We start from the raw sequence: 21,412 nt of genomic DNA, 5'->3' as shown, positions 1-21,412 counted from the left end.
CGCGTGTGCTATCCATGGAACCTTCTGAGCAGGGTCCGGTCGGCGGGGAGCGGTGTTGAGCACACCTAGGGTCAGGTTGATCCAGTCGACGCTGCGCTGCCTGGAGGTGCTGGACGCCCTGGCCGCCACCGAGGAGCCGGTGTCGGTGTCGGAGCTGGCCCGCCGGATGGACGCGCGGCGCGGCACCCTGCACCAGCAACTGCAGACGCTGGTGCACGCGGGCTGGGCCCGGCAGACGCCCGACGCCAAGTACTACCTCTCCCTGCGCGCGCTGCACGTGGGCAAGGCGGCCCTGACACAGGCGGGGCTGGCCGAGCGACTGCTGCCGTCGCTGGAGGAACTGGCCGAGCGCACCGGCGAGGCCGCCGCGCTCGCCGTCCTGGACGGGACCGACGTGCTGATCGTCCAGCGGGTGGAGTCGCCGCACCTGATCCGCGCGGACATCCGCGTGGGCACCCGGATGCCGCTGGCGACGTCGGCGGCGGGCCTCGTCCTGCTGGCCCACGCCGACGACGCGCGGCGTGCCGGGCTGGCCGGCCGCGGCGTCGCGGTCCCCGCGCCGGAGGTCCTGGACGGGATCCGCGAGCGCGGGTACGCGGTGCAGAAGGGCGAGTACCAGCCGGGGCTCTCCTCCGCCGCCGTGCCCGTGACCCTGGGCCCGGACGAGGAACTGCTGACCCTGTCGATGGCGGCGCCCACCGAGCGGTTCGACGAAGCCCGCGCCGTCACCCTCCTGCTGGAGGCGCAGCAGGAGTTCTACCGCGGATGAGCCGCCCGCGCGGCCCCGCCGGGGCCCACGTGCCGTCCGGCGCGTGATCGTCGGACGACCGCCCTCGGGGACGCTCCGGTCAGACCACCGCCAGCGCCTCGACCTCGACCCGGAACGCCGGATCGACCAGCCCGCTCACCTGGACAAGTGAACTGGCGGGCGGGCGGTCCGGCGCGATGTACTCGTCCCGGACCTCACGGAAGACCGGAAGGTCGGCCAGGTCGGTGAGGTAGACCGTGAGCTTGACGATGTCCCTCGCCCCGGCACCGGCCGCGGCGAGGGCGGTGACGAGGTTCTCGAAAACCTGCCGCACCTGCGCCCGTGCGTCGCCCGCGCCGACGAGGCCGCCCTCGGCGTCCAGGGGCACCTGGCCCGACACCGCGACCATCCGCCCCTCGAAGGACACGGCGTGGCTGTATCCGTTGACCGGAGGCGTCCCCTCCGGCCGCACGTAATGCTGCATGGCTTCCCTTCAGGTAGGCCGGTCGAGCCACCGGCGATGACGAGGCCCGCCGAACACCGCCACTCGACTGTCCTCTATCTGCGACAGATGTTTGGCATATACAAACACGACGCGTCTCGGTCGTCCAGTCGGGGACGTCCCGCCGCTTGTGCGACAGGAAGGTGACGGCCGTCCCAGAGGCACGGCCCTTACCCAGTGGTGAGATGTGGACTCAGGAGCCGCATCGCCCCCTCGGAAACCGCGCGAACACTTCCGAGTGACTACTTTCGGTAGCTACACTCGCACCGTACGTGTTCACTTGGAAGGAGATCTCATGCGACGCCCCCTGGCCGCGAGCGCCCTGGCGCTTGCGGTGTTCACGCTCGGCGGCACCCCGGCCAACGCCGCGCCCGCCCCCGCGCCCGAGCGCGCCACCGTTGCCGCCCCCTCCGGGCACCCCTCGTTCGACCCGCCCGGCTTCGACGACCTCCTGGACGAGTTCCACTAGGTCTGGACCGGCTCAGGCGACGCGACGCGCCGCCACGATGTCAGTGCCGCCCCCCGGGATCCGAGTCCCGGGGGGCGTTCTCCGTGAGACAACGCCGCAGGGAAAGGCCACTACGAGACGGCCCGTGTGCTTCAGCTCGGCAGGCGAAGGGGGCCGTTGCCCTCCCGCACGTTACGGATGATCTCCAGATCGCTCACCGGCTCGCCCCGCTCGTCGACGGTGACCCGGACGGCATGATCGCCGAGACAGGTGCGGCCCTGCTCGGCGCCGTCACAGAACAGGACGTATCCGGTGAAGCGATCGATCCGGCCCTGCTTCAGCCTCCACACGCCGTTGTAGGAGGCGACCTTGGCCTGCGGCTCGGTGAGGCGCAGGCGTTCGCTCACGGCGGCCTGGACGCGCGCGCCGAACGCCTGCCGTTCGTCGAAGGGACGGGTCACCGTGATTCCGGAGGTCACCGGCTCGTCCCGGCCCTCGCGAGTCGTGAAGCCCACGGTGAAGTAGGCGCGCCTGGCGAGTGCGGCCTGAAGCTTGGTCGTGGTGAGCCGGGCCAGGGTGGGCAGCTTCGGATCGGTGCCCGGCCGTTTCCCGGCGACCTCCGGACGGACGATCCTGACGTACAGGGCGCGGTCGCCGGCCGGCAGGCCGTACGAGCCGTCCGAACGGGGCGGGGACCCATGGGCCGTCATCGACGCCGACCACCGGACGGCGCATCGGCCCAGTTCGCCGAGCACGGCCGTGACGTTGTCGTTGGTCAGGTCCGCGGCGACCCACGGCTCGGTGAGAGTCGGCCCCAGGCCGATGACCTCATGCCCGCACCGTTCGAAGGCGGATCTCAGCAGCCGGAACTCGCCGGCCTGCCGCCGGCCCCGCGCGACCGCCTCGGTCAGCGCGCCCTCGCACGGCTTGCGGTCACAGTGCCCGTTCTTGCCGTCGATGCGCAGCCGGACGACCGCGTCCGGGTCGTCCTTCACCGCGAACGTGACCTCCGACCCCGTGGTCTCCGGGAAGAGCCTGCGGGCACCGATCAGCTTGAGCTGTCCGGGGTAGAGCCGCTCGGCCAGTTCGGTGGCGCCCTTCTTGTCCTTGCCGGTGCCCAGCGCGCATCCCCCGGCCAGAAGGGCGACGAGCGCGATGCACGAGCCCAGCGCCGAGTTCCGCATTCTCGTTCCGCCCATCGCCGTCCTCACCGGGTCTCCGCTGCTGAGGCATCACGCTATTGCCCGGCGTGGCGAGGACGATGAGTACGCGTACTCACCACGACATCGACGATGTACTCAACACCTCACCCGCGCAGCCACGCCTCCAGAGCGCGATAGTCGCCGCCGGTGACGCCCGTGCCCGCATCGACCCGAAGAAGAAGAGCCCGCCCGATCAGCTGGCAGGGGAGCGAACGATACCGGTGGGGTCGGAGTGTCGGCGGGCGCTGCTATGTTCGCGCCCGTGGCAACGAGATATGTGTCGTGGGACGAGGCCGTGAAGCTGTTCGAGCAGCGGGGACTGCCCGAGAGCACCTACGAGAATCTGTACGAGGAGGAGTACATCCTCGTGGACGGGCCGGCGACCGTCGGCGGGCATCTGCCACTGGACGGCCACGCTGAGACGCCGTGGGCGCGCGACACCCCCGACGCGGCCACGGGCTACATCGTCGACGGGGATCTGACCGTCGAGGGCGCCCTGGTGGACGTCGACGACGGGGCCGCCGCGCTGATCGTCCTGGGGAACCTCGTCGCGCACGACGTCTACCTCGAAGGGGACGCCAAGCTCGTGACGCTCGGGGACGTCACCGCGCGGGCGTTCGTGGGCTTCATGACCGAGAAGCTCGTCATGATCCACGGGGATCTGCGCACCTCCGTGGCGGCCTTCCTCGACGAGTTCGCCCCCGACCTGGTCACCGGCACCCTGTCCGGCAGGCTGCTGACCCCCGGGTATCTCGACCTGTCCGCGCACGAGGCCATCGGCGGCCTTGCCGACCCGTCTCCCGGAACGCCGCTGGAGGAGCTCCTCGTCCGCGAGATCCTCGCCGCCGGCGACTCCGGCACCGGCGACTTCGCGGGCTTCGCGGCGGTCGGGCTCGACGGCGAGGCCGTCCGGCGGCGGGTGATGGACGGCCTCCCGCTCTCCGTCACCCCCGCGCCGTGAACCGCGTCCGGCCGTCGGTGAAGGCGACGCCTACACGAGCACGCCGGACTCCAGGACGATGAGCGCGCCGATCGCCAGGAAGATCGCGGGCACGATCCACCGGCCGTGGCGTTCGACGATCTCGATGACCCGCCGGTGCGAACCGAGCCACGAACCGGCCGCGCACCACAGCGCGACACCGGCGGCGAACACCGCGATGGTGACGAGGGCGGGGCCGGTGCCGATCGTGCGGAACACCGGCGTGTACACCGAGATGTTGTCGGCGCCGTTGGCGATCGTCACGCCGGCCACCGAGATCAGTCCCGTGGCCACCGCGGGGGAGGCGTCCCGGCCGGTGCCGCGGGCGCGGACCGCCGTCACCAGGCCGCGCACCCCGAGCGCCGCCGGGATGAACCCCAGGAGACCGACGTAGCCGTCGGGGACGATGGTCAGCCCGAGCGCTGCGACGACGGAGATCGTCACCAGGACGGCGATCCCGGCGTACTGCCCGGCCCAGATCTGCCATGGCCTGGGCAGACCCCCGGCCCGCGCGGAAAGGAACAGCACCGTGAGCACGATGATGTCGTCGACGTTGGTTCCGGCGAACATCGCGGTCGCCGTGCCGATCGTTCCCGCGAGTCCGCCCATGACGGGCGAACCTACCGGTTTCAGGCCCGGCGTGTCCGTCCAGCGGGAAGGCCCCCAGGGGGCGGCCCGATCCGCTACGAGTGCGGTGAGGAGGCTCGCCGCCGCGCCGTCCGCGTCCGGGCCGCGACTTCCAGGACGTACCGCCCATGGTCGGCACCTGGGCCCAGGGCGACCGCTCATCTAGGGTGGCTCCCACGCCGCGAAAGTGAGGGGCGGGCCGGATCGTGGCAGGCCGCGATAGGGGAGTGCATGAGCGCCAGGGGAAGGACGAAGGCCGTGGTCATCGTTCTGGACGAGAACCCGGAGATCTGGCGGCTCGCCCATCCGGAAGCGGGCGCCCTCCATGAGGAAGGGACCGCGGTGTGAAACGCAGGGCGCTCGGCCAGTTGGAGGCGGAGGTTCTGGCGGCCCTGGCGAGCCTGGGCGGCTCGGCGGGAACGGCCGAGCTGCGCTCGCGCCTGGAGGGCGACCCGGCCTACACCACCGTGAACACCATCCTCTTCCGGCTCTACGAGAAGGGGTTCCTGACGAGGGCCCGCGCCGGGCGCCACTACCGGTACCGGCTCGCGATCGACGAGTCCGAGTTCGTGGCCGACCGCATGCACGACCATCTGCGCCACGCCAGCGACCCCGGCGGCGTGCTGAGCCGGTTCGTCCAGGCGCTCAGCGCCGACGAGGCGCGCAAGCTGCGCGAGCTCCTCGGCCGCGAGGGGAGCGCGGAATGACCTGGTTCACCTTCCTGCCGCTCGCCATCATGACCGTGCTGGGCCTGGTGCTCGGCCGGGTGCCGTCGGCGCTGCATCCGTCCTGGTCGGCGAGGCTGCTGGCGACCACTGCGGCGATGACCGTCCTCGCCCTGCTCGGCACGTGCTTCTTCGTCGCCGTCAACTACGCGGCGACCCTGGCCCCGTCCGCCGCCGCGCACGTGCCCGAATGGGCGTTGTTCGGGGACGACCGTCCGCTGCCCGCGCTCGTGGGCGTGCCGGCGGTCCTCGGCACGGCCGCCTGCTTCGCGATCACCGGCCGGACGGCGCTGCGCTGGGCGGGCGAGCTGCGCGGCGCCCGGGCCGCCGCCGCCCGGCCGCTGGAGACCGAGGTTCCGATCGCGGTCGCGGTGCCGGGCCGCCGCGGCGGGGTGCTGCTGTCGCGCGGGCTGATGCGCGGGCTGACCCCCGACGAGCTTCAGGTGGTCTTCCGGCACGAGGAGTCCCACCTGCGGCATCGCCATCACCGCTATCTGGCGGCCGGCGCCCTGGCCGCCGCCCTTCTCCCGCCGCTACGGCCCCTGCGGGACAGGCTGCTGCTCTCGGTGGAACGGTGGGCGGACGAGGACGCCGCGGAGGCGACCGGCGACCGGGGCCTGGTCGCCCGCACGATCGCCAAGGTCGCCCTCGCCCACCCGGTGGCCCCGGGCCCGGCCGCGGCGTTCGCCGAGTCGGGCGTCGTGCACCGCGTCGAGGCGCTGCTCGGCACGCCGCCGGACAAGAACGCGATCACCGGCCCGCTGCTGTTCGTCGGCAACGGCTTCGTCACCAGCTCGCTGACCGCCGCCACGCTCCAGCTCGACCACGCCGTCGTCTCCGGACTGCTGACGCTGCACGCGATCAGGTGAGCGCGCGCCCGCGCCCGCGGATCACAGGTCGAACTCGCCCGGCTCCAGGCCCACGGCGAAGCACGCCTCGCGGACGACGCCCTTCTCGGTGTCGTCGAAGTGACCGTCCGCGCCGCCGATGATGATGCCGATCTGGATGACCGCGCGCGCCTCGGCGGGCTTCTTCTTCACCTTGCCGATGTCCTGGAGGATCGCGACCTTGCCGAAGGCGAAGTCGGCGGTCAGCTTGGTGACGTACTCCTCGAAGCGCCGCCGCAGGTCGTCGGCCGGGAAGTTCTGCAGCACCTCGTTCCCGGCGATGAGCGAGGCCGTCCGCTGACGCTCGGACGGGTCCACGTTGCCGTCGGCCGCCGCCACGAGCGCGCACATCGCCATGCTCGCGTCCCGGAACGCGCCGCTCTTCAGCTCGTTCTTCTTGCTGAGGAGCTGTGCCTGCATCGTCTGGGTGGACTCGCGCAGCCTGTTCCACAGGGCCATCGGATCTCCTCCGCCTCGTCGTCGGTTCTCGTCGCCCCACACTAACTGCTACAACCGTAGTAGCAACCTGCGCGGACCCGGTGCCGGGCCAGATCCTCCCCGGCGGAGGCGGCGGGCGGTGACGCCCGGCGCCACCGCCGCCTGAACGGAACGGGAAGATCGCGGTTCCCCGGACACCGTGCCGCGCCGAGACGGTGACGAGGCCGCCGGTCCGGCCGGCGAGTCTCAGACCTCTTCGTCGAAGGTCTCCGCGGCGTCCTCGTAGGCGTCCTGGTAGGCGTTCTCGTACGCCTGCTCGTACACCTGCTCGTACGCCGCCTCCTGGTAGGCGGCCTGAACGGCCTGCTCGTTCACCTCGGCGAGGGCGTCGCCGGCCGACTGCCCGTCCTCGTCGTCATCGTCGAGCATCTCGTTGACGACGGCTCCGGCCACGAAACCCGCGGCGAGGCCACCGGCCGCACCCGCGGCGACCCCGCCCCACCCGGGCCCGTGCCCGCCGTGATGGCCTTCGTAGTGGCCCTCGTGGTGGGTTCCGTGGTGACCCCCGTGGTGGCTCTGGTGATGCGCGCCGTGCCCGGCCACCGCGTCCAGCCAGCCCTCCAGTTTGTACTCCCACGCCATGTGCAGCGCCTGTTCGTGGGTGACCTGGAACCGCCCGAAGGCGTCGTCGCCCTCGGAGAAGATGTCTCCTCGCCGGTCGGCCTCCAGAACGACCGCCAGGCCGTGCGGACCGGCCACGAAGGTCAGCTCCACCTCGTTGATCCGCCCGCTGTACTGCGGGGGAGCGAAGAACTCGATCTCCTGGTAGAAGGGCAGCTCCTGGTGGACGCCGGAGATGAAGCCCTCCTCGACGTCGGCCCCCTTGAAGCCGAACCCCAGCGTTCCGAACGCGTCGAGCACCCGTTGCTGGGACGGTAGGGGGCTCACCGAGATCAGGTCCAGGTCACCGGAGTCGACCGCGCCGGCGACCTCCAGCTCCGTCCGGACTCCCATGCTCATGCCGTGCAGGTGCTGCCCGTGGACCTCGGTGACCGGCAGCTCCCACGGCAGCGGCATCTGGAAGGGGACCACGTGGTACTGGCCCGCGCCGAGGTGGAACGGCCCGGTGATCGCACCGCGGTGGAACTCCCGTCCGCCGGCTCCCTCATGGTCGCCGTGCTCGTACTCGGCACGGGTGACCAGGCTGAGCACCACCTGATGGATGTGGACGTCATGGTCCCCGCCCTGGATCCTGACCTCACCGGACAGGTATTCGCCCGGCCGTCCGTGCTCGCCGGTGAGGACCGTCTCGACCGAGGGCCCGCCCACCCCGAAGGCGCCGAGCAACTGCTTGAAGCCCATGACTCCTCTTCTCTTGTCGCGCTTGCCGGTACGTTCGCCGCGGCTTGCTACTACAGTTGTAGCAGAAGAGGCCGGAGGCCCACCTAGAAGATCGCGCCAACGCCGCCGTCCGAGAGATCACGTCGGCGTACCGTCGCCCGCCCGCCCGGACCCCTCCGCCCGATGTACTCCTGATGTTCGCCCGCGACCGGGAGCGGACGCCCATCGTGACGATCATGGCGGAGATCCGGTACCTGCGTGGGGACGACCCTGACGCTCCTGGAGGAGCACGGTGTCGAGGTGCACGTCGAGGAGACGACCGCCGCGGCCGACCTCTACAACCGGCTCGCGGAGAGCGGGGCCGCCGGGGGGTTCTTTCATTCGACGTGCCGAGTTCGCGGCGGGTGGGGCGCGGTGCCCCACCCGCCGCGCTGCGGCGGACGCTCAGGTCGTGAGCACGATCTTGCCGACCATCTCGCCGGCGTGCAGGGCCGCGAGGCCGTCGGCCGCCTTGTCCAGGGGCAGCGTGCGGTCGATCGTGGGACGCAGGCCGGTGTGGACCAGCAGCGACATCAGGTCTTCAAGCTCGCGCCGGTCGCCCATCGTCGAGCCCTTCACCTCCAGTTGCAGGAAGAACAGCCGGTTCAGGTCGGCCGGGGGCGCCGCGCCGGTGGTGGCGCCGCAGACCACGAGCCGCCCGCCGGGACGCAGCGCCTTCATCGAGTGCGCCCACGTCGCCTCGCCGACGGTCTCCAGGACCGCGTCGACGCGTTCGGGGAGGCGGGCGCCGGGCTCGAACGCCTCGTGGGCGCCGAGCCGCAGCGCCGCGGCGCGCTTGGCCTCGGTGCGCGCGGTGGCCCACACCCGCAGGCCCGCGGCCCGTCCCAGCGCGATGGCGGCACTGGCCACGCCGCCGGAGGCGCCCTGGACCAGCACGGTCTGGCCCGGCGACGCCTCGGCCCTGCCGAAGAGCATGCGGTAGGCGGTCAGCCACGCCGTCGGCAGGCACGCGGCGTCCTCGAAGGACAGCTCGGCCGGCTTGGGCACCACGTTGCGGGCCGGCACGCTCACGTACTGCGCGAGCGTGCCCTGGTGCTTCTCGCTCAGCAGTGACCGGGCCGGGTCGAGCGTCTCGTCCCCGGTCCACCCGGGGCTCGCGATGACCGCGTGGACGACGACGTCCTCGCCGGTCGCGGTGTCGACGCCCGCCGCGTCGCAGCCGAGGATCATCGGGAAGCGGCCGGCGGCGATGCCGACGCCGCGCAGCGTCCACAGGTCGTGGTGGTTGAGTCCGGCGGCCCGGACCTCCACCGTGGTCCACCCGTCGGCGGGGACGGGGTCGGGGCGCTCGCCCACCTCCAGGGCGGACAGCGGGTCGTTCGGGTCGGGGGCGGTGGCGTAGGCGGCGAGCAAGGCTCACTCCGATCGGGAGGGACGGGCCGCGGGGCCCTGGGGACGGCTGATGTCGCCGGGGTCGATGCCGAGGATCTCGGCGGTGTGCTGGCCGACCGAGGGCGGTCCCGTGGCGAACGCCGCGTCGACGACCGGCAGCGGCGAGCCCGGCACGAACACCTCGCCGGACCCGCCCTCCAGGGGGATCGAGCGCACCATCGCGCGGTGCCGGACGTGCGGGTCCGACACCACCGCGTCCACGCTGAAGATCGGGCTGCACGGCACGCCGACCTCGCCCATCCGCGCGACGACCTCGGCCACCGGATGCCCGCGGGTCCACTCCTCGATCACGGGGTCCAGCTCGTCGCGGTGCTCCAGCCGGGTGTCGGCGGCCGGGGCGGTGAAGAACGGCAGCAGCGACGGCGCCTCCACGACGCCGGCCAGGGCCGTCCACATCCGCATGGTCATCGGCGCGAGGTAGACGTGGCCGTCGGACGCGGTGTAGGCGCCGGCGTAGGACCGCCGGACCTTGCTGCCGACCCGCGTGGGGCTCACGCCGAGCTGGAGGACCTCGGCCATGCACGGGCCCAGCAGCGACACCATGCTGTCGAGCATGCTGAGGTCGGTGAACGAGCCCTCGCCGGTGGCCTGCCGCCGGCTGAGCCCGAACATCACCGCGAGCGCGGCGTAGAGGCCGGTGACGTGGTCGGGGACGAACAGGCCCGCCTGCATCGGCGTCCCGTCGGGCTCCCCGGTCAGGTGCACCAGGCCCGACATCGCCTGGATGATGCCGTCGAAGGCCGGCCGTTCGGCGTACGGGCTGTCGTTGCCGAAGCCGCTGGCGTGCACGTAGACCAGCCCCGGGTTGATCTCCCGGGCCCGCTCGTAGCCGAAACCGAGCCGCTCGGGGATGCCGACGGCGTAGTTGGTGACCAGCACGTCGGCCGAGCTCAGCAGGGTGACCAGGGCCTCCTGCCCGCCGCCGGACTTGAGGTCGAGCATGACGCTGCGCTTGTTGCGGTTCAGCGCGTGGAAGTAGACGTCGTTGTAGGACAGGCGCTCGGTGCCCCGGCTGGCGTCGCCCTCCGGCGGCTCCACCTTGATCACGTCGGCGCCCTGGTCGGCCAGGATCTGGCCGCAGAACGGCCCGGCGATGTAGTGCCCGAGCTCCAGTACGCGGATGCCGCTCAGGGGTGCGGTGCTCATGTGGTCCCCACTCCCGTGCCGTCCCGGCCCGCCGCCGCGTCCAGGCCCGGTGTCCAGATTCCCTGCTCGGCGGCGAACTCGATGGCGCGCCGGTAGCCGGCGTCGGCGTGGCGCACCACGCCGCTGCCGGGATCGTTGGTCATCACCCGGTCGACGCGGAGACCGGCCAGCGGCGTCCCGTCGGCGACCACCACCATGCCGGTGTGCACCGACCGGCCGATGCCGGTGCCGCCGCCGTGCTGCACGCCCACCCAGGTCGCGCCGCTGGAGGCGTTGAGCAGCGCGTTCAGCACCGGCCAGTCGGCGATGGCGTCGCTGCCGTCGGGCATCGCCTCGGTCTCCCGGTAGGGGGAGGCGACCGACCCGGAGTCGAGGTGCTCGCGGCCGATCGCGACCGGGGCGCGCACCTTCCCGTCCCGGACGAGATCATTGATGATCTTGCCGGCGCGGGCGCGCTCCCCGTAGCCGAGCATGCAGGTGCGCGCGGGGAGGCCCTGCACGCGGACGTGGCGCCTCGCCAGCCTCAGCCATCGGGTGAGCGTGGGGTTGTCGGAGAACTCCTCGAGCATCGCCGCGTCGATGACGTCGATGTCGGCGGTGTCGCCCGACAGCGCGATCCAGCGGCAGTGGCCCTTCGCCTCGCAGAACAGCGGGCGGATGTAGGCGACGATGAAGCCCGGGAAGTCGAACGCCCGCTTGAACCCGCCGAGGTCGGCCTCCACGCGGATCCCGTTGCCGTACTCGAACACCTCGGTGCCGCGGTCGAGCAGCCCGCAGAGCGCCTCCACATGGTCGGCCATGCTCGCGCGGGCGCGCAGCACGTAGGTCTTCGGGTCGTGCGCGCGCAGGTTCTCGGCCTCCTCCGGCGCCAGTCCGGGCACGGCGTACAGGAGCGGGTCGTGCGCCGAGGTCTGGTCGGTCGCGATGTCGACGGGGACGCCGCGGGCCACGATCTGGGGCAGCACCTCCGCGGCGTTGGCGCGCAGCCCGATCGACAGGGCCCGCCGCTCGTCCCGGGCCGCCAGCGCCAGGGCCAGGGCGTGGTCGAGGTCGTCGGCCTGGGTGTCCAGGTAGCCCAGCCGCATCCGCCGGCCGATCTTCGCCTGGTCGACCTCCAGGCACAGGGCGACCCCGCCGTTCATGGTGATCGCCAGCGGCTGCGCGCCGCCCATGCCGCCGAGGCCCGCGGTGACGGTCAGCGTGCCGGCCAGCGTCCCGCCGAAGCGCCGCGCCGCGACGGCCGCGAACGTCTCGAAGGTGCTCTGCAGGATGCCCTGGGACCCGATGTAAGCCCACGAACCCGCCGTCATCTGGCCGAACATCGTCAGCCCGGCGTCCTCCAGACGGCGGAACTCCTCCAGGGTCGCCCACTCCGGCACGATCATCGCGTTGGAGATGAGCACGCGCGGTGCCCACTCGTGGGTGCGGAACACGGCCGCCGGACGGCCCGACTGCACCAGCAGCGTCTCGTCGCCGGCCAGCCGCCGCAGCGTGGCCACGATCGCGTCGAAGTCCCGCCAGGACCGCGCGGCGCGGCCGTTGCCGCCGTAGACGACCAGGTCGCCGGGACGTTCGGCGACGTCGGGGTCCAGGTTGTTCATGAGCAGGCGCAGCGCGGCCTCCTGCGCCCAGCCCTGGCAGGTCAGGTCCCCGCCGCGGGGGGCCCGGACCGTCCGCGCCCCTGCCGATCCCGCCATCGACTCTCCTCCGTTCATGTGGGTGTCCTCTACTCGGCCGGCTTGGCGGACTTCGGCCCGAACGGCTCGGGCCGGAACGGCTCGTCGCGGGCGTTCAGGAACCCTCGCAGCCCGCCTTCGGCCTTGGCCTCGTTGAGCCGTTCGCGCTGCGGCCCGTAGGAGGAGTGGGCCAGCGCGTTGAGCGCCCCGTTGAGCAGCAGTCCGCTGTCGAGTCCGGCCGCGCGCAGGCCGAGCATTGTGATCGCCTTGTTCAGCCGCACCGACGCCTCGGGCACCAGCGCGATGCGCCGGCCGAGCCGCCGCGCGGTGGCCAGCAGCTCGTCGGGCTCGACGACCTCGTTGACCACGCCGATGCGCAGCGCCTCGGCGGCGTCGAAGTGGTCGCCGGTCAGCGCGTAGCGGTTGGCGCTCTTCCAGCCGCACAGCGCCGCGAACAGGAAGATGGAGCTGGAGGTCATCCGCACCTCGGGCTGGGCGAAGACCGCGTCGGTGGAGGCGATGGTGATGTCGCAGGCCAGGCTGTACCAGAACCCGCCGCCCATGCACCAGCCGTTGACCGCGGCGATCACCGGCTTGGACAGGCTCCAGATCTCCTTGAGGTGGTCGAGCTCCTCGTAGTTGCGCTCGTACCAGTTCGCGATGAACTCCGACGGGTAGCGGGACGCCGGGTCGGACATGTTCAGGCCCGTGGCCGCGGACATGTCGTAGCCGGAGCAGAAGGCCCGGCCGGCGCCGGTCAGGACGATCGCGCGGACGTCCGGGTCGGCCCCGGCGCGGCGCAGCGCGTCGTGCATCTCCCTTTCCAGGTCGAACGACAGGGCGTTCATGACCTCGGGCCGGTTGAGGGTGATGGTGGCGACGGCGTCGTCCACCTCGTAAAGGATCGTTTCGTAGTCCACGGCGGAGAGTTCCCATCGTTTCTGCGGCGGGCACGGGATCCGGACGGGATAGCCGTCCCGGAAAGATCCCTTGCCGCCGGCGGTGTCATCGGAAGGTCTGGTTCTCAAGCCCCGGCGCGCCTCGAAGGCCGTCCCGGGGCACGGTCTCTCATGGCGCCGGCCGGGGGACCGCCGCGGCGACGATCCGGAGGTCGAGCACCCGCACGCCCCGCCCCTCGGGGAGCACGGCGACCGGGTTGAGGTCGATCTCGACCCCGGCCTCGCGCAGGTCGGCGGCCATGCGCGCGACGCGCAGGACGAGGTCGGCGAAGGCGCCGGCGTCGGCGGGCGGGGAGCCGCGGTAGCCCGCGAACAGGCGGGCCAGCGGCGTGCCGTCCACCATCCGGGTCACGTCCCGAGGCGACACCGGCAGCATGGACAGCGCGGGATCGGGCTGGAGCTCGACCAGTGTTCCGCCGGCTCCGAGCGCCAGCATCTGCCCGAACACCGGGTCGTGGACGCATCCGACGAACGCCTCCACACCGCCGCCGACCATCTCCTCCACCACCACGAGCGGCGCCGGCTCGCCGAGGTGGCGCGCCACCGACGACGTCACCGCCTCATAGGCCTCGATCACCTGGGACGGCGTGGTCAGCCCGACCGCGACGCCGCCGACGTCGCTCTTGTGCACCACCTTCGGCGACGCGGTCTTGAGCACGACCGGGAAGCCGGCCGATGCGGCGGCGGCCGCCGCGTCCGCGGCGGACTCGGCGAGGACCCGCCGGGGCAGCGGCAGCCCGTACCGCCCGGCCAGCTCCGCGAGCACGTCGTGGGGCACCTGCCCGGCGGGCGAGGCGTCCAGTGCCCGGCGCACGGCGCGCAGGGACTCCGCCGCGTCCTCCCCGGCGGCCGGCGTGCCCGGGGGCGCATCGGACCCGGTGGCGCCGCCGGCGCGCGCGGCCGCGGAGGTGACCGCGGCGATCGCGGCCATTCCGGCGCGGGTGCCGTGCACGACGGGGATGTCGGAACCGGCCAGCGCCTCGGCGGCGAACGGATGCAGCCCGCCGCCGTAGTTCGACAGAACGATGACCGGTTTGCCGGAACGCCTGCGGACACCGGGCAGGGTCGCCAGCAGGCGCGTGTAGGACGCGGCCAGCCGCTCGCCCAGCGACGGCGGTGCGTCCAGGACGACGGCGAGCACATCGACCCCCGGATCGCCGGCCACGGTCTCCACGAGCCGCCCGAACCGCTCGGGCTCGCCGACGAGCTGGCCGGTGGCGTCGAGCGGATTGGCGATCGTGGCGAAGTCCGGCAGGATCCGCGCGATCTCCTCCCGGGCGCCGGGCGACATCCGCGCGAACCGCACGGCGCCGGACGCCCCGTCGGCACCGAAGTCGGCGGCGACGTCGGAGACCAGCCCGATCTCGCCGCCGGACAGCCCGACGAACGCGACGCGGTCCCCGTCCGGGCGCGCCCGGACGGTCGACAGCGCCACCAGCGCCTCGGTCAGCTCGTCGAAGTCGGTGACGGTCACGATCCCGGCCCGCCGGCAGAACGCCTCGTAGGCCCGCGCGTCCCCGGCGATCGCGCCGGTGTGCGAGGCGACGTTGCGGGCGCCCAGCTCGGTCCGGCCGACCTTCAGGGCCACCACCGCGACGCCGTTGCCGTGTCCCTTCCGGACCGCGGCCATGACGCCCTCGGCGTCGGTGAGGCCCTCCACCACGATGCCTATGGCCCGGGTGGACGGGTCCTGGACGAGGTAGTCGAGATAGTCGGCCAGGCCCGTGACGGTCTCGTTGCCGCTGGAGACGACGTAGGAGAACCCCAGCCGCCCCGAGCCCGTCAGCAGGATGCACCCCGACCCCGACTGCGACACCACGGCGACCGGCCCGGCGCGCAGGTCCGCGCCGTAGTGCGTGGCGGTCAGCCACAGGTCGCGGCCGGGATTGAACACGCCCAGGCAGTTCGGGCCGACCACGCTCATGCCGTGGCGGCCGGCGAGCTCGCGCAGCCGCGCGGCCCGCTCCGCGCCGTCCGCGGTCTCCTCGAAGCCCGAGGCGTAGACGACCACGCCCCGGCAGCCCTTCGCGCCCGCCTGCTCGACCAGCGCCGGCACGGTGTCGCCGGGCGTGCAGACGAGCGCCACCGTGGGGGTGTCCGGCACCTCGGCCAGCGACCGGTACACCGCGACGCCGTCGACGTCCCGGCCGCTCGGGTGCACGCCGTGGACCGCGCCGCCGTAGTCCGACCGCCGGAGGTTGGCCAGGATCCGGCGGCCGGTCGAGCCGGCGCGCGCCGACAGCCCGACGATCACGATGCTCTTCGGGTTCAGCAGGTCGTCGAGCGCGGGCTGGCGGTAGCCGATGACGTCACCGCTCATGGGGCACCGCCGTCACCTGGGTGGTGTCCAGATAGGCCGTCACCGTGCCGCCGTGCCGGATCGACTCGCGGGCGTCGCGGGGAAGAGTGGCGCGCAGCGGCACGCCCTCCGCGGTGCGGAGCGTGACGCGCACGACGTTGCCCAGGTACAGGTCGTCGAGCACGCTCAGCTCGAGGCGGGCGGGCGCCGCCCCCGCCGGGGTCAGGCTCACCGCCTCCTCGGGGATGCTGAGGCCGACCCGATCGGCCCGCTCCAGCGGCTGCCCGCAGGCCACCTCCATGTCGCAGCCGGCGAACGCCACCCGGGCGCGGGCGCCGGTGACGCCGGTCATCGCCGCCTCGGCGACGTTGTGCCCGCCGAAGAAGCCCGCGACGAAGGCGCTGCGCGGACGGGTGTAGAGCTCCTCGGCGGTCCCAGCGGCGTCGATGCGGCCGTCGTGCATGATGACGATCCAGTCCGAGAGGGTCAGCGCCTCCTCGCGGTCGTGCGTCACGTAGACGGTCGTCCCGGCGGCCTCGTGGTGGAGGCGGCGCAGTTCCACGGCCATGCGCATGCGCAGCTCGCGGTCGAGCGCACCCAGCGGTTCGTCCATCAGCAGCAACTGCGGCTGGAAGGCCAGCGCACGCGCCACGGCCACCCGCTGCTGCTGCCCGCCCGACAGCTCGCGCGGCAGCCGGCCGCCGAGCGCGCCCAGGCCGACCAGCTCCAGCATCTCGGCCACCCGCCGGTCGCGGTCGGCCTTCGGCCAGCGGCGCATCTTCAGGCCGTAGGCGATGTTGTCCCCGGCGGTCATGTGCGGGAACAGCGCGTAGTTCTGGAACACCATCCCGATCGCGCGCGCCGCCGGGGGCACCCGGGTGACGTCGCGGCCGTCGATCAGCACCTCGCCCTGGTCGGGGGCGAGGAACCCGGCGACGACGCGCAGGATCGTGGTCTTCCCCGAGCCGCTCGGCCCCAGCACGGTGACGAAGGTGCCGCGGTCGGCGACCAGGTCGATGCCGCGCAGCGCCTCGGTCCCGCCGAAGCGCTTGATCAGCCCGCGCAGTTCCAGCCCGGCCGGCGCGGGCGGCGCGGCGGCTCCGGGCCCGGGGCCGGTCACGGCCTCTCGCCGCGGCGCCTTGCGTGCCCTGACGTTCATACCTTCCTCCGCAGCATGAAAGCGAGCGAGCCGACGACCCCGGTGCCCGCCATGAGCAGGGTCGCGATCGCGGTGATGTTGGGATCCAGTCCGGTCTTGACGTTGTCGAAGATGGCCTTGGGGAGCGTCACGGTCCCCGGGCCGCCGAGGAAGTTGATCAGCACCGCCTCGTCGAAGCTCGTGATGAACGCGAAGATGTAGGCCGCGCCGATGGCCGGCAGCATCTGCCGCAGGGTGATCCCGACCATCGCGCGCGGACGTGACGCGCCGAGGGTCATCGCGACCAGCTCGGTCTCGGCGGGGAGACGGGCCATCGCCGAGCCCAGGATCAGCAGGACGAACGGCAGGCCGTGCACCGCGTAGGTCAGCACCAGCGCCGCCATGTTGCTGGTGAGCCGGAACTGGACGAACAGCGTGTAGAGCGCGACGGCGTAGGCGACGCCGGGGATCACCAGCGGGCTCAGCCCGATGGCCTGGATCAGCCCCTTCAGCGGCAGCCGCGAGCGGTGCAGCGCGAACACCGCCGGGATGCCGATCAGCAGCGCGATCGCCGCCGAGACCGTGGCCAGTTTGAACGACAGCGTCATCGCGCCGATCCAGGTGCCGGATCCGAAGAACGACCGGTACTGGCGCAGCCCCCACTCCTCGGGCGGGAACTGGAGCACCTCGGCGTTGGAGAACGACAGGACGACGACGCAGAGGATCGGCACGCCGAGGAACAGCATCGCGGCCGCGCGCACCGCCAGGTCGGCCGCCTTCAGGCCGCGGGCGAGGGCCCGCCGCCCGGCCGTGTCGCGCACCTCCCGTGGAGCTTTCCCGGACACGGCGGCGGGGGTCAGGGTGCCGGCCGTCATCCCAGCGCCCTCCGCATCCGCTCCTTGCCGACCAGGCGCAGCCCGCCGAGGATGACCACGGCGGCCACGATCAGCAGCAGCACCGAGGACACCGCGGCCTGCGCCGGCTCGAAGAGGTTGAAGATGTCGTCGGCGATCAGGCTCGCGGTGAACGGCGCGGTGGCGCCGCCGAGCAGGACCGGCGTCAGGTAGTAGCCGATGCAGATCACGTAGACGATCACCGTCGAGGCCAGCAGGCCGGGCAGCGCCAGCGGCGCCACCACGTCGCGCAGCGCCCGCGCCCGCGAGGCGCCCATGCTCTCGGCGGCCAGGACGAGGTTCAGGTCGATGGTGACGTAGACCGCGTACAGCGGCAGGACCGCGTAGGGCAGCATCTGGTAGGTCATGCCGGCCACCACCGCGAACTGGGTGCGCATCAGCCGCATCGGCTCGTCGATGACGCCCAGCGACGTCAGGGTCCGGTTGACCACGCCGAAGCGCTCCAGGAGCACGGTGAAGACGTAGATCTTCATCACCGCGCCCATCCACAGCGGCATGAACACCGACAGGCCGATCGCCATGCGGGTCAGCCGGCTCCGGGTCGTGCGCAGCGACCAGGCCAGGACGGCGCCGACCGCCACGACGATCACCGTCACGATCAGCGAGGTGAGGCAGGTCGTCCACAGCGTGCGCCGCGCCGCGGGGCTCTCGAAGAAGCCGGTGACGTTGCCCAGCCCGTCGGGCTCGCCGAACGCCGTCCGCAGCAGTTCGACGAACGGGTAGACGATGAACACCCCGGCGGCGATGAGGAACGGCGCGATCAACCCCAGCCCGGTCAGGCCGGAGAAGGTGGACTGCCATCCCCTGGCTCGTGTACGGCGCCTCATTCCAAGCATGTGCTCATCTCCTGGTCCTCTCCCATCCGTGCTCGTCTGCGGACGGCTCGTGGCCGAACGGTTCGTGGCCGGACACGGCCGGTGGCCGGGCACGTTTCGTGTGCGGGGGCGGGGCGGCGCCCCGGACCGGCGCCCCGCCCGCGGTCAGCCGACGAGGATCTCGCGCAGTGCCTTGCCGAGTTCCTGCTGCTGCTTGGCCCCTGCCTTGCCGTCGACGAGGGTCACGCCGGGCTTGTTGATGGGCAGGTTCTTCAGCACGTCCGGCGACAGGTACTTCGCCATGTCGCGCCCGGCCGTGCCGCTGTAGATCTTCTCGGTGAACCTGGCCTGGTTCTCCCGGTGCTGGGCGTACCACTTGATGAACTCGAACGCGGCGTCCTTGTGCTTCGCGCCCTTGGTCACGCACCAGCCCTCGTCGAAGAGCAGGCCGCCGTCCCAGTACAGCTTCAGCGTCGGGACCTGCTTCATCGCCGACGCCAGGACGGTGTTGGGGGCCTGCATGATCCCGACCTCGCCGTCCACGACGGCCTGCTGCATCTGCGCCGGGCTGGTCGACCACACCGGCACGTGCGGCTTGATCTTCTTGAGGGCGTTCATCGCGCGGTTCACGTCGACGGGGAAGAGTTGCTCGGCGTCGACGCCGTCGCCCTCCAGCGCGAACAGGCTCGTGAAGATGGGGTTGTTCGCCGTGATGCCCCGCGTGCCGGGGAATCCGGCGACGTCGAAGAACTCACGCGGGTTCGTCGGGCACTTCTTGATCAGCTTGGTGTTGCAGCCGATCAGGTTCACGGTGCCGCCGTGGTCGAGGTAGTACGCCTCCGACGGGCCGGGCCGGATCGCGCCGTCGGCCACCAGCGGTGTGATCTCGCCGACCAGCGACTGGGGGAACTTCTCCAGGTTGCCGTCCAGGACGAGCTTGGCGGTGTCGCCGCCGGGCGCCTCCAGCAGGTCCCATTCGACGTTGTTGCCGCTGCGCTGCGCGGCGACCTTGGCCGCGAAGCCGCCGCCGGGCGTGGCGACGGTCACCTTGATGCCGGTGTCCTTCTCGAACTGGTCGTAGAAGGCCTCCTTGTTGGCGGCCGTGAACGACCCGCCCCAGCCGGCGATGACCAGGGTGCGGTCCTTGCCGCCGGAGCCGGAGCCGGAGTCCGAGCCGCACGCGGCCGTGACGCCGGTGAGGGCCGTGGCGAGCGCGCCGGCCAGCAGGGCCGTCAGGCGGCCGGGGCGCGGCCGGCCGCCGCGCGGGTGTGATCTCTGGGAAGACATGTCAGCCTGCTCCTTCTCGTGCGGTGTGTGAAGCCCGTGCGTCCCCCTGGTGTGCGACCCTCCGGTGGATTCCGTCGCGCGCGGTCGGCGGCACCCGCAGGTGCCAGTCGGTGTGCCGCTGGTAGACGTCGGCGACGCGCAGCACCGTGCTTTCGCCGAAGGGCCGGCCGACCACCTGGAACGACAGGGGCAGCCCGGCCGAGGTGAACCCGCAGGGCACGGCCGCCGCGGGCAGCCCGGCGGCGTTCCACGGGCCGTGGAAGCCCGGCCGGGTCAGCGCCGCGGCCATGTCCGCCGACGCGATCGGCGCCGCGGCGGTGAGCGACACCGGTGTCAGGAGCACGTCGACCCTCGCGAAGACCTCCGCCAGGCGTCGCCGGAACAGTGCCCGGACCCGCTGGGCCTGGACGTAGTCGGCGCCGGTGAAGAACGCCGCCCGCGCGAGCAGCTCGCGGGTCGCCCGTCCGTACTCGTCCCACCTGTCCACCAGGTTCTTCCGGTGGTAGGCGAACGCTTCGGAGAGGAACGTGACGTTGTTGGCGTCGTTCGCCTCCCGCGCGTGGGGCACGACGACGTCGGTGAGCGTCGCGCCGGCCCGCGCCAGTTCGCCGGCGGCGCGCAGCACGCCGCCGCGGACCTCGCCGTCGAGCAGCGGCGAGTCCAGGAAGTACCGTGTCGGCACGCCGATCCGCAGCCCCTCGACGCCGCCTCCGCGCGTCCCCTCGGCGTAGCGGCCGGCCGGGAGGGGCGACGAGTGCCGGTCGCCGGGGTCGTGGCCGGCGACGACGTCGAGGATCAGCGCGCAGTCGAAGGCGCTGCGGGCCATGGGGCCGACGGTGTCGAGGCTGAACGCGCACGGGACGACGCCGTTCTTGGGCACCCGGCCGAAGGTGACCTTCAGCCCGGTGTGGCCGTTCGCGCCGGCGGGCCCGCGGACCGACCCGCCCGTGTCGGTGCCCAGCCCGCCCAGGGCCAGCCCCGCGCTGACCGCGATCGCCGTCCCCGAGCTGGAGCCCATCGGGGTGTGCTCGGGATTCCAGGGATTGCGGGGGAACGGGAAGCGCTCCGTCCCGTCCGGCAGGCCGCAGGCGAACTCGTTCGTCGTGGACTTGCCGACCAGGACGCCGCCCGCCGCGCGCAGCCGCGCCACGACCGGGGCGTCGGCACCGGCGCCCCAGCCGGGGTCGAGGACCTCGCTGTTGGCCCGCGTGGGAGCGTCGCGGGTGGCGATGACGTCCTTGACCACCAGCGGGATCCCCTGGAGCGGCGACCTGTCGAGCCCGCGCGCGAAGTCCGCGTCGGCCTCGGCCGCCGCCGCGAGCGCCCCCGCCTCGCAGACGGTGACGTAGGCGCCCAGCCCGCCGTCCAGCCGGGCGATCCGGTCGAGCACCGTCCGCGTCAGGGCCGTCGAGGTCACCGCGCCGGCGCGCAGCGCGGCGGCGGCGTCCTCGATGGTCAGGGGAAGGGCCGGTGTCATCGCGGGTCTTCCTCCTCACCGGGGAGCACGGGGGTCGCCGCCAGGGAGGCGGCGTCGACCGGCGGGTCGTCGCGCGGGTCCAGCGCCGACAGCGCGTCGGCCTTGGCGCGCAGGTCGCGGTAGCGGGCACCGATCCGGCCGATCTCGGCGCAGGAGAGCCAGAGCCCGGCGGCGCGCAGCGCGCGCACCGCCGCGTCCGCGTCCGCGTTCGTGTCGTCCACCGGTGGGTCGCCCCTTCCTTCGCGGGTTCCGCGGTGACCGTGGTCGCGGTGATCACGGTCACGTTCTTCCAGGTCACGGCCGGGAGTCGCCGGCCGGCGGTACGATCGGCCGGGCGAGCCGACCGTGAGGA

The 21,412-nt window shown here is 72.7% G+C and carries 21 protein-coding genes; 5 read left to right on the top strand and 16 right to left on the bottom strand.

From position 1 onward, the window contains the following. The first annotated feature begins 55 nt into the window (after positions 1 to 55). Positions 56 to 769 (top strand): IclR family transcriptional regulator, encoded by a 714-nt coding sequence (locus E1291_RS00525; RefSeq protein ID WP_165494890.1) that lies wholly within the window; start codon positions 56 to 58, stop codon positions 767 to 769. A 79-nt stretch (positions 770 to 848) separates the two neighbouring features. On the opposite strand, the gene E1291_RS00520 is transcribed toward E1291_RS00525, so the two are convergent. Continuing rightward, positions 849 to 1,232 (bottom strand): RidA family protein, encoded by a 384-nt coding sequence (locus E1291_RS00520; protein ID WP_131735503.1) that lies wholly within the window; start codon positions 1,230 to 1,232, stop codon positions 849 to 851. 313 nt (positions 1,233 to 1,545) lie between these two features. On the opposite strand from E1291_RS00520, the gene E1291_RS41680 reads away from it, so the two are divergent. Next, positions 1,546 to 1,719 carry a hypothetical protein gene (locus E1291_RS41680; protein ID WP_165494889.1) on the top strand — a complete coding sequence of 58 codons (174 nt, stop codon included), beginning with the start codon at positions 1,546 to 1,548 and terminating at the stop codon, positions 1,717 to 1,719. Between the two features lie 131 nt (positions 1,720 to 1,850). Here E1291_RS41680 and E1291_RS00515 read toward each other — a convergent pair whose 3' ends face one another. After that, on the bottom strand, positions 1,851 to 2,897 hold the full coding sequence (locus tag E1291_RS00515) for an SCO7460 family lipoprotein (protein ID WP_131735502.1): 1,047 nt from the start codon (positions 2,895 to 2,897) through the stop codon (positions 1,851 to 1,853). A gap of 265 nt (positions 2,898 to 3,162) precedes the next feature. On the opposite strand from E1291_RS00515, the gene E1291_RS00510 reads away from it, so the two are divergent. Next, positions 3,163 to 3,861, top strand: a complete 699-nt coding sequence (locus tag E1291_RS00510; RefSeq protein WP_131735501.1) for a hypothetical protein — start codon at positions 3,163 to 3,165, stop codon at positions 3,859 to 3,861. A 30-nt stretch (positions 3,862 to 3,891) separates the two neighbouring features. On the opposite strand, the gene E1291_RS00505 is transcribed toward E1291_RS00510, so the two are convergent. Further along, the gene (locus E1291_RS00505) at positions 3,892 to 4,488 is read right to left on the bottom strand and encodes a cadmium resistance transporter (protein ID WP_131735500.1); all 597 of its coding nucleotides are present in this window, start codon (positions 4,486 to 4,488) and stop codon (positions 3,892 to 3,894) included. 362 nt (positions 4,489 to 4,850) lie between these two features. Here E1291_RS00505 and E1291_RS00500 point away from each other — a divergent pair, with 362 nt between their 5' ends. Continuing rightward, complete coding sequence (locus tag E1291_RS00500) at positions 4,851 to 5,213, top strand: BlaI/MecI/CopY family transcriptional regulator (RefSeq protein WP_131735499.1); 363 nt, start codon at positions 4,851 to 4,853, stop codon at positions 5,211 to 5,213. Then, positions 5,210 to 6,100, top strand: coding sequence for a M56 family metallopeptidase (locus E1291_RS00495; protein ID WP_131735498.1), 891 nt, complete (start codon positions 5,210 to 5,212; stop codon positions 6,098 to 6,100). Before E1291_RS00500 ends, E1291_RS00495 begins: the two co-directional genes overlap by 4 nt. A 21-nt stretch (positions 6,101 to 6,121) precedes the next feature. Here the strand turns inward: E1291_RS00495 and E1291_RS00490 are convergent, their stop codons facing one another. The 13 genes from E1291_RS00490 to E1291_RS41675 all read right to left on the bottom strand — a co-directional run bounded on the left by E1291_RS00490 (position 6,122) and on the right by E1291_RS41675 (position 21,281). Continuing rightward, complete coding sequence (locus E1291_RS00490; protein WP_131735497.1) at positions 6,122 to 6,577, bottom strand: tellurite resistance TerB family protein; 456 nt, start codon at positions 6,575 to 6,577, stop codon at positions 6,122 to 6,124. Positions 6,578 to 6,802: 225 nt separating this feature from the next. Beyond that, the gene (locus tag E1291_RS00485; RefSeq protein WP_131735496.1) at positions 6,803 to 7,918 is read right to left on the bottom strand and encodes a sporulation protein; all 1,116 of its coding nucleotides are present in this window, start codon (positions 7,916 to 7,918) and stop codon (positions 6,803 to 6,805) included. Between the two features lie 423 nt (positions 7,919 to 8,341). Further along, positions 8,342 to 9,310: a zinc-binding dehydrogenase gene (locus E1291_RS00480; RefSeq protein ID WP_131735495.1), complete on the bottom strand. Its 969-nt coding sequence runs from the start codon at positions 9,308 to 9,310 to the stop codon at positions 8,342 to 8,344. Positions 9,311 to 9,313: 3 nt separating this feature from the next. Next, positions 9,314 to 10,495, bottom strand: a complete 1,182-nt coding sequence (locus E1291_RS00475; RefSeq protein ID WP_131735494.1) for a CaiB/BaiF CoA transferase family protein — start codon at positions 10,493 to 10,495, stop codon at positions 9,314 to 9,316. Beyond that, entirely contained in the window at positions 10,492 to 12,192 is a 1,701-nt protein-coding gene (gene hutU, locus E1291_RS00470; protein WP_131735493.1) for a urocanate hydratase, read from the bottom strand. The genes E1291_RS00475 and hutU overlap by 4 nt, the downstream gene beginning before the upstream one ends. A gap of 29 nt (positions 12,193 to 12,221) precedes the next feature. Continuing rightward, entirely contained in the window at positions 12,222 to 13,091 is an 870-nt protein-coding gene (locus tag E1291_RS00465) for an enoyl-CoA hydratase/isomerase family protein (RefSeq protein ID WP_131735492.1), read from the bottom strand. 148 nt (positions 13,092 to 13,239) lie between these two features. Further along, positions 13,240 to 15,450, bottom strand: a complete 2,211-nt coding sequence (locus E1291_RS00460) for an acetate--CoA ligase family protein (RefSeq protein ID WP_131735491.1) — start codon at positions 15,448 to 15,450, stop codon at positions 13,240 to 13,242. Next, the gene (locus E1291_RS00455; protein WP_131735490.1) at positions 15,440 to 16,588 is read right to left on the bottom strand and encodes an ABC transporter ATP-binding protein; all 1,149 of its coding nucleotides are present in this window, start codon (positions 16,586 to 16,588) and stop codon (positions 15,440 to 15,442) included. The genes E1291_RS00460 and E1291_RS00455 overlap by 11 nt, the downstream gene beginning before the upstream one ends. Further along, a complete protein-coding gene (locus E1291_RS00450; protein ID WP_131735489.1) occupies positions 16,585 to 17,442 on the bottom strand; it encodes an ABC transporter permease in 858 nt (285 codons plus the stop codon). Before E1291_RS00450 ends, E1291_RS00455 begins: the two co-directional genes overlap by 4 nt. Next, positions 17,439 to 18,317: an ABC transporter permease gene (locus E1291_RS00445; protein WP_131735488.1), complete on the bottom strand. Its 879-nt coding sequence runs from the start codon at positions 18,315 to 18,317 to the stop codon at positions 17,439 to 17,441. The genes E1291_RS00450 and E1291_RS00445 overlap by 4 nt, the downstream gene beginning before the upstream one ends. 144 nt (positions 18,318 to 18,461) lie before the next feature. After that, positions 18,462 to 19,583: an extracellular solute-binding protein gene (locus tag E1291_RS00440; protein WP_131735487.1), complete on the bottom strand. Its 1,122-nt coding sequence runs from the start codon at positions 19,581 to 19,583 to the stop codon at positions 18,462 to 18,464. Between the two features lies 1 nt (position 19,584). Next, positions 19,585 to 21,060 (bottom strand): amidase, encoded by a 1,476-nt coding sequence (locus tag E1291_RS00435; protein WP_131735486.1) that lies wholly within the window; start codon positions 21,058 to 21,060, stop codon positions 19,585 to 19,587. Beyond that, positions 21,057 to 21,281, bottom strand: a complete 225-nt coding sequence (locus E1291_RS41675) for a hypothetical protein (RefSeq protein WP_165494888.1) — start codon at positions 21,279 to 21,281, stop codon at positions 21,057 to 21,059. The genes E1291_RS00435 and E1291_RS41675 overlap by 4 nt, the downstream gene beginning before the upstream one ends. Positions 21,282 to 21,412: the final 131 nt, after the last annotated feature.

Origin of the sequence: Actinomadura roseirufa (genome assembly GCF_900659635.1) — a bacterium.
GTDB classification, from domain to species: domain Bacteria; phylum Actinomycetota; class Actinomycetes; order Streptosporangiales; family Streptosporangiaceae; genus Spirillospora; species Spirillospora roseirufa.
This window is presented reverse-complemented; position numbering and strand designations above follow the sequence as displayed.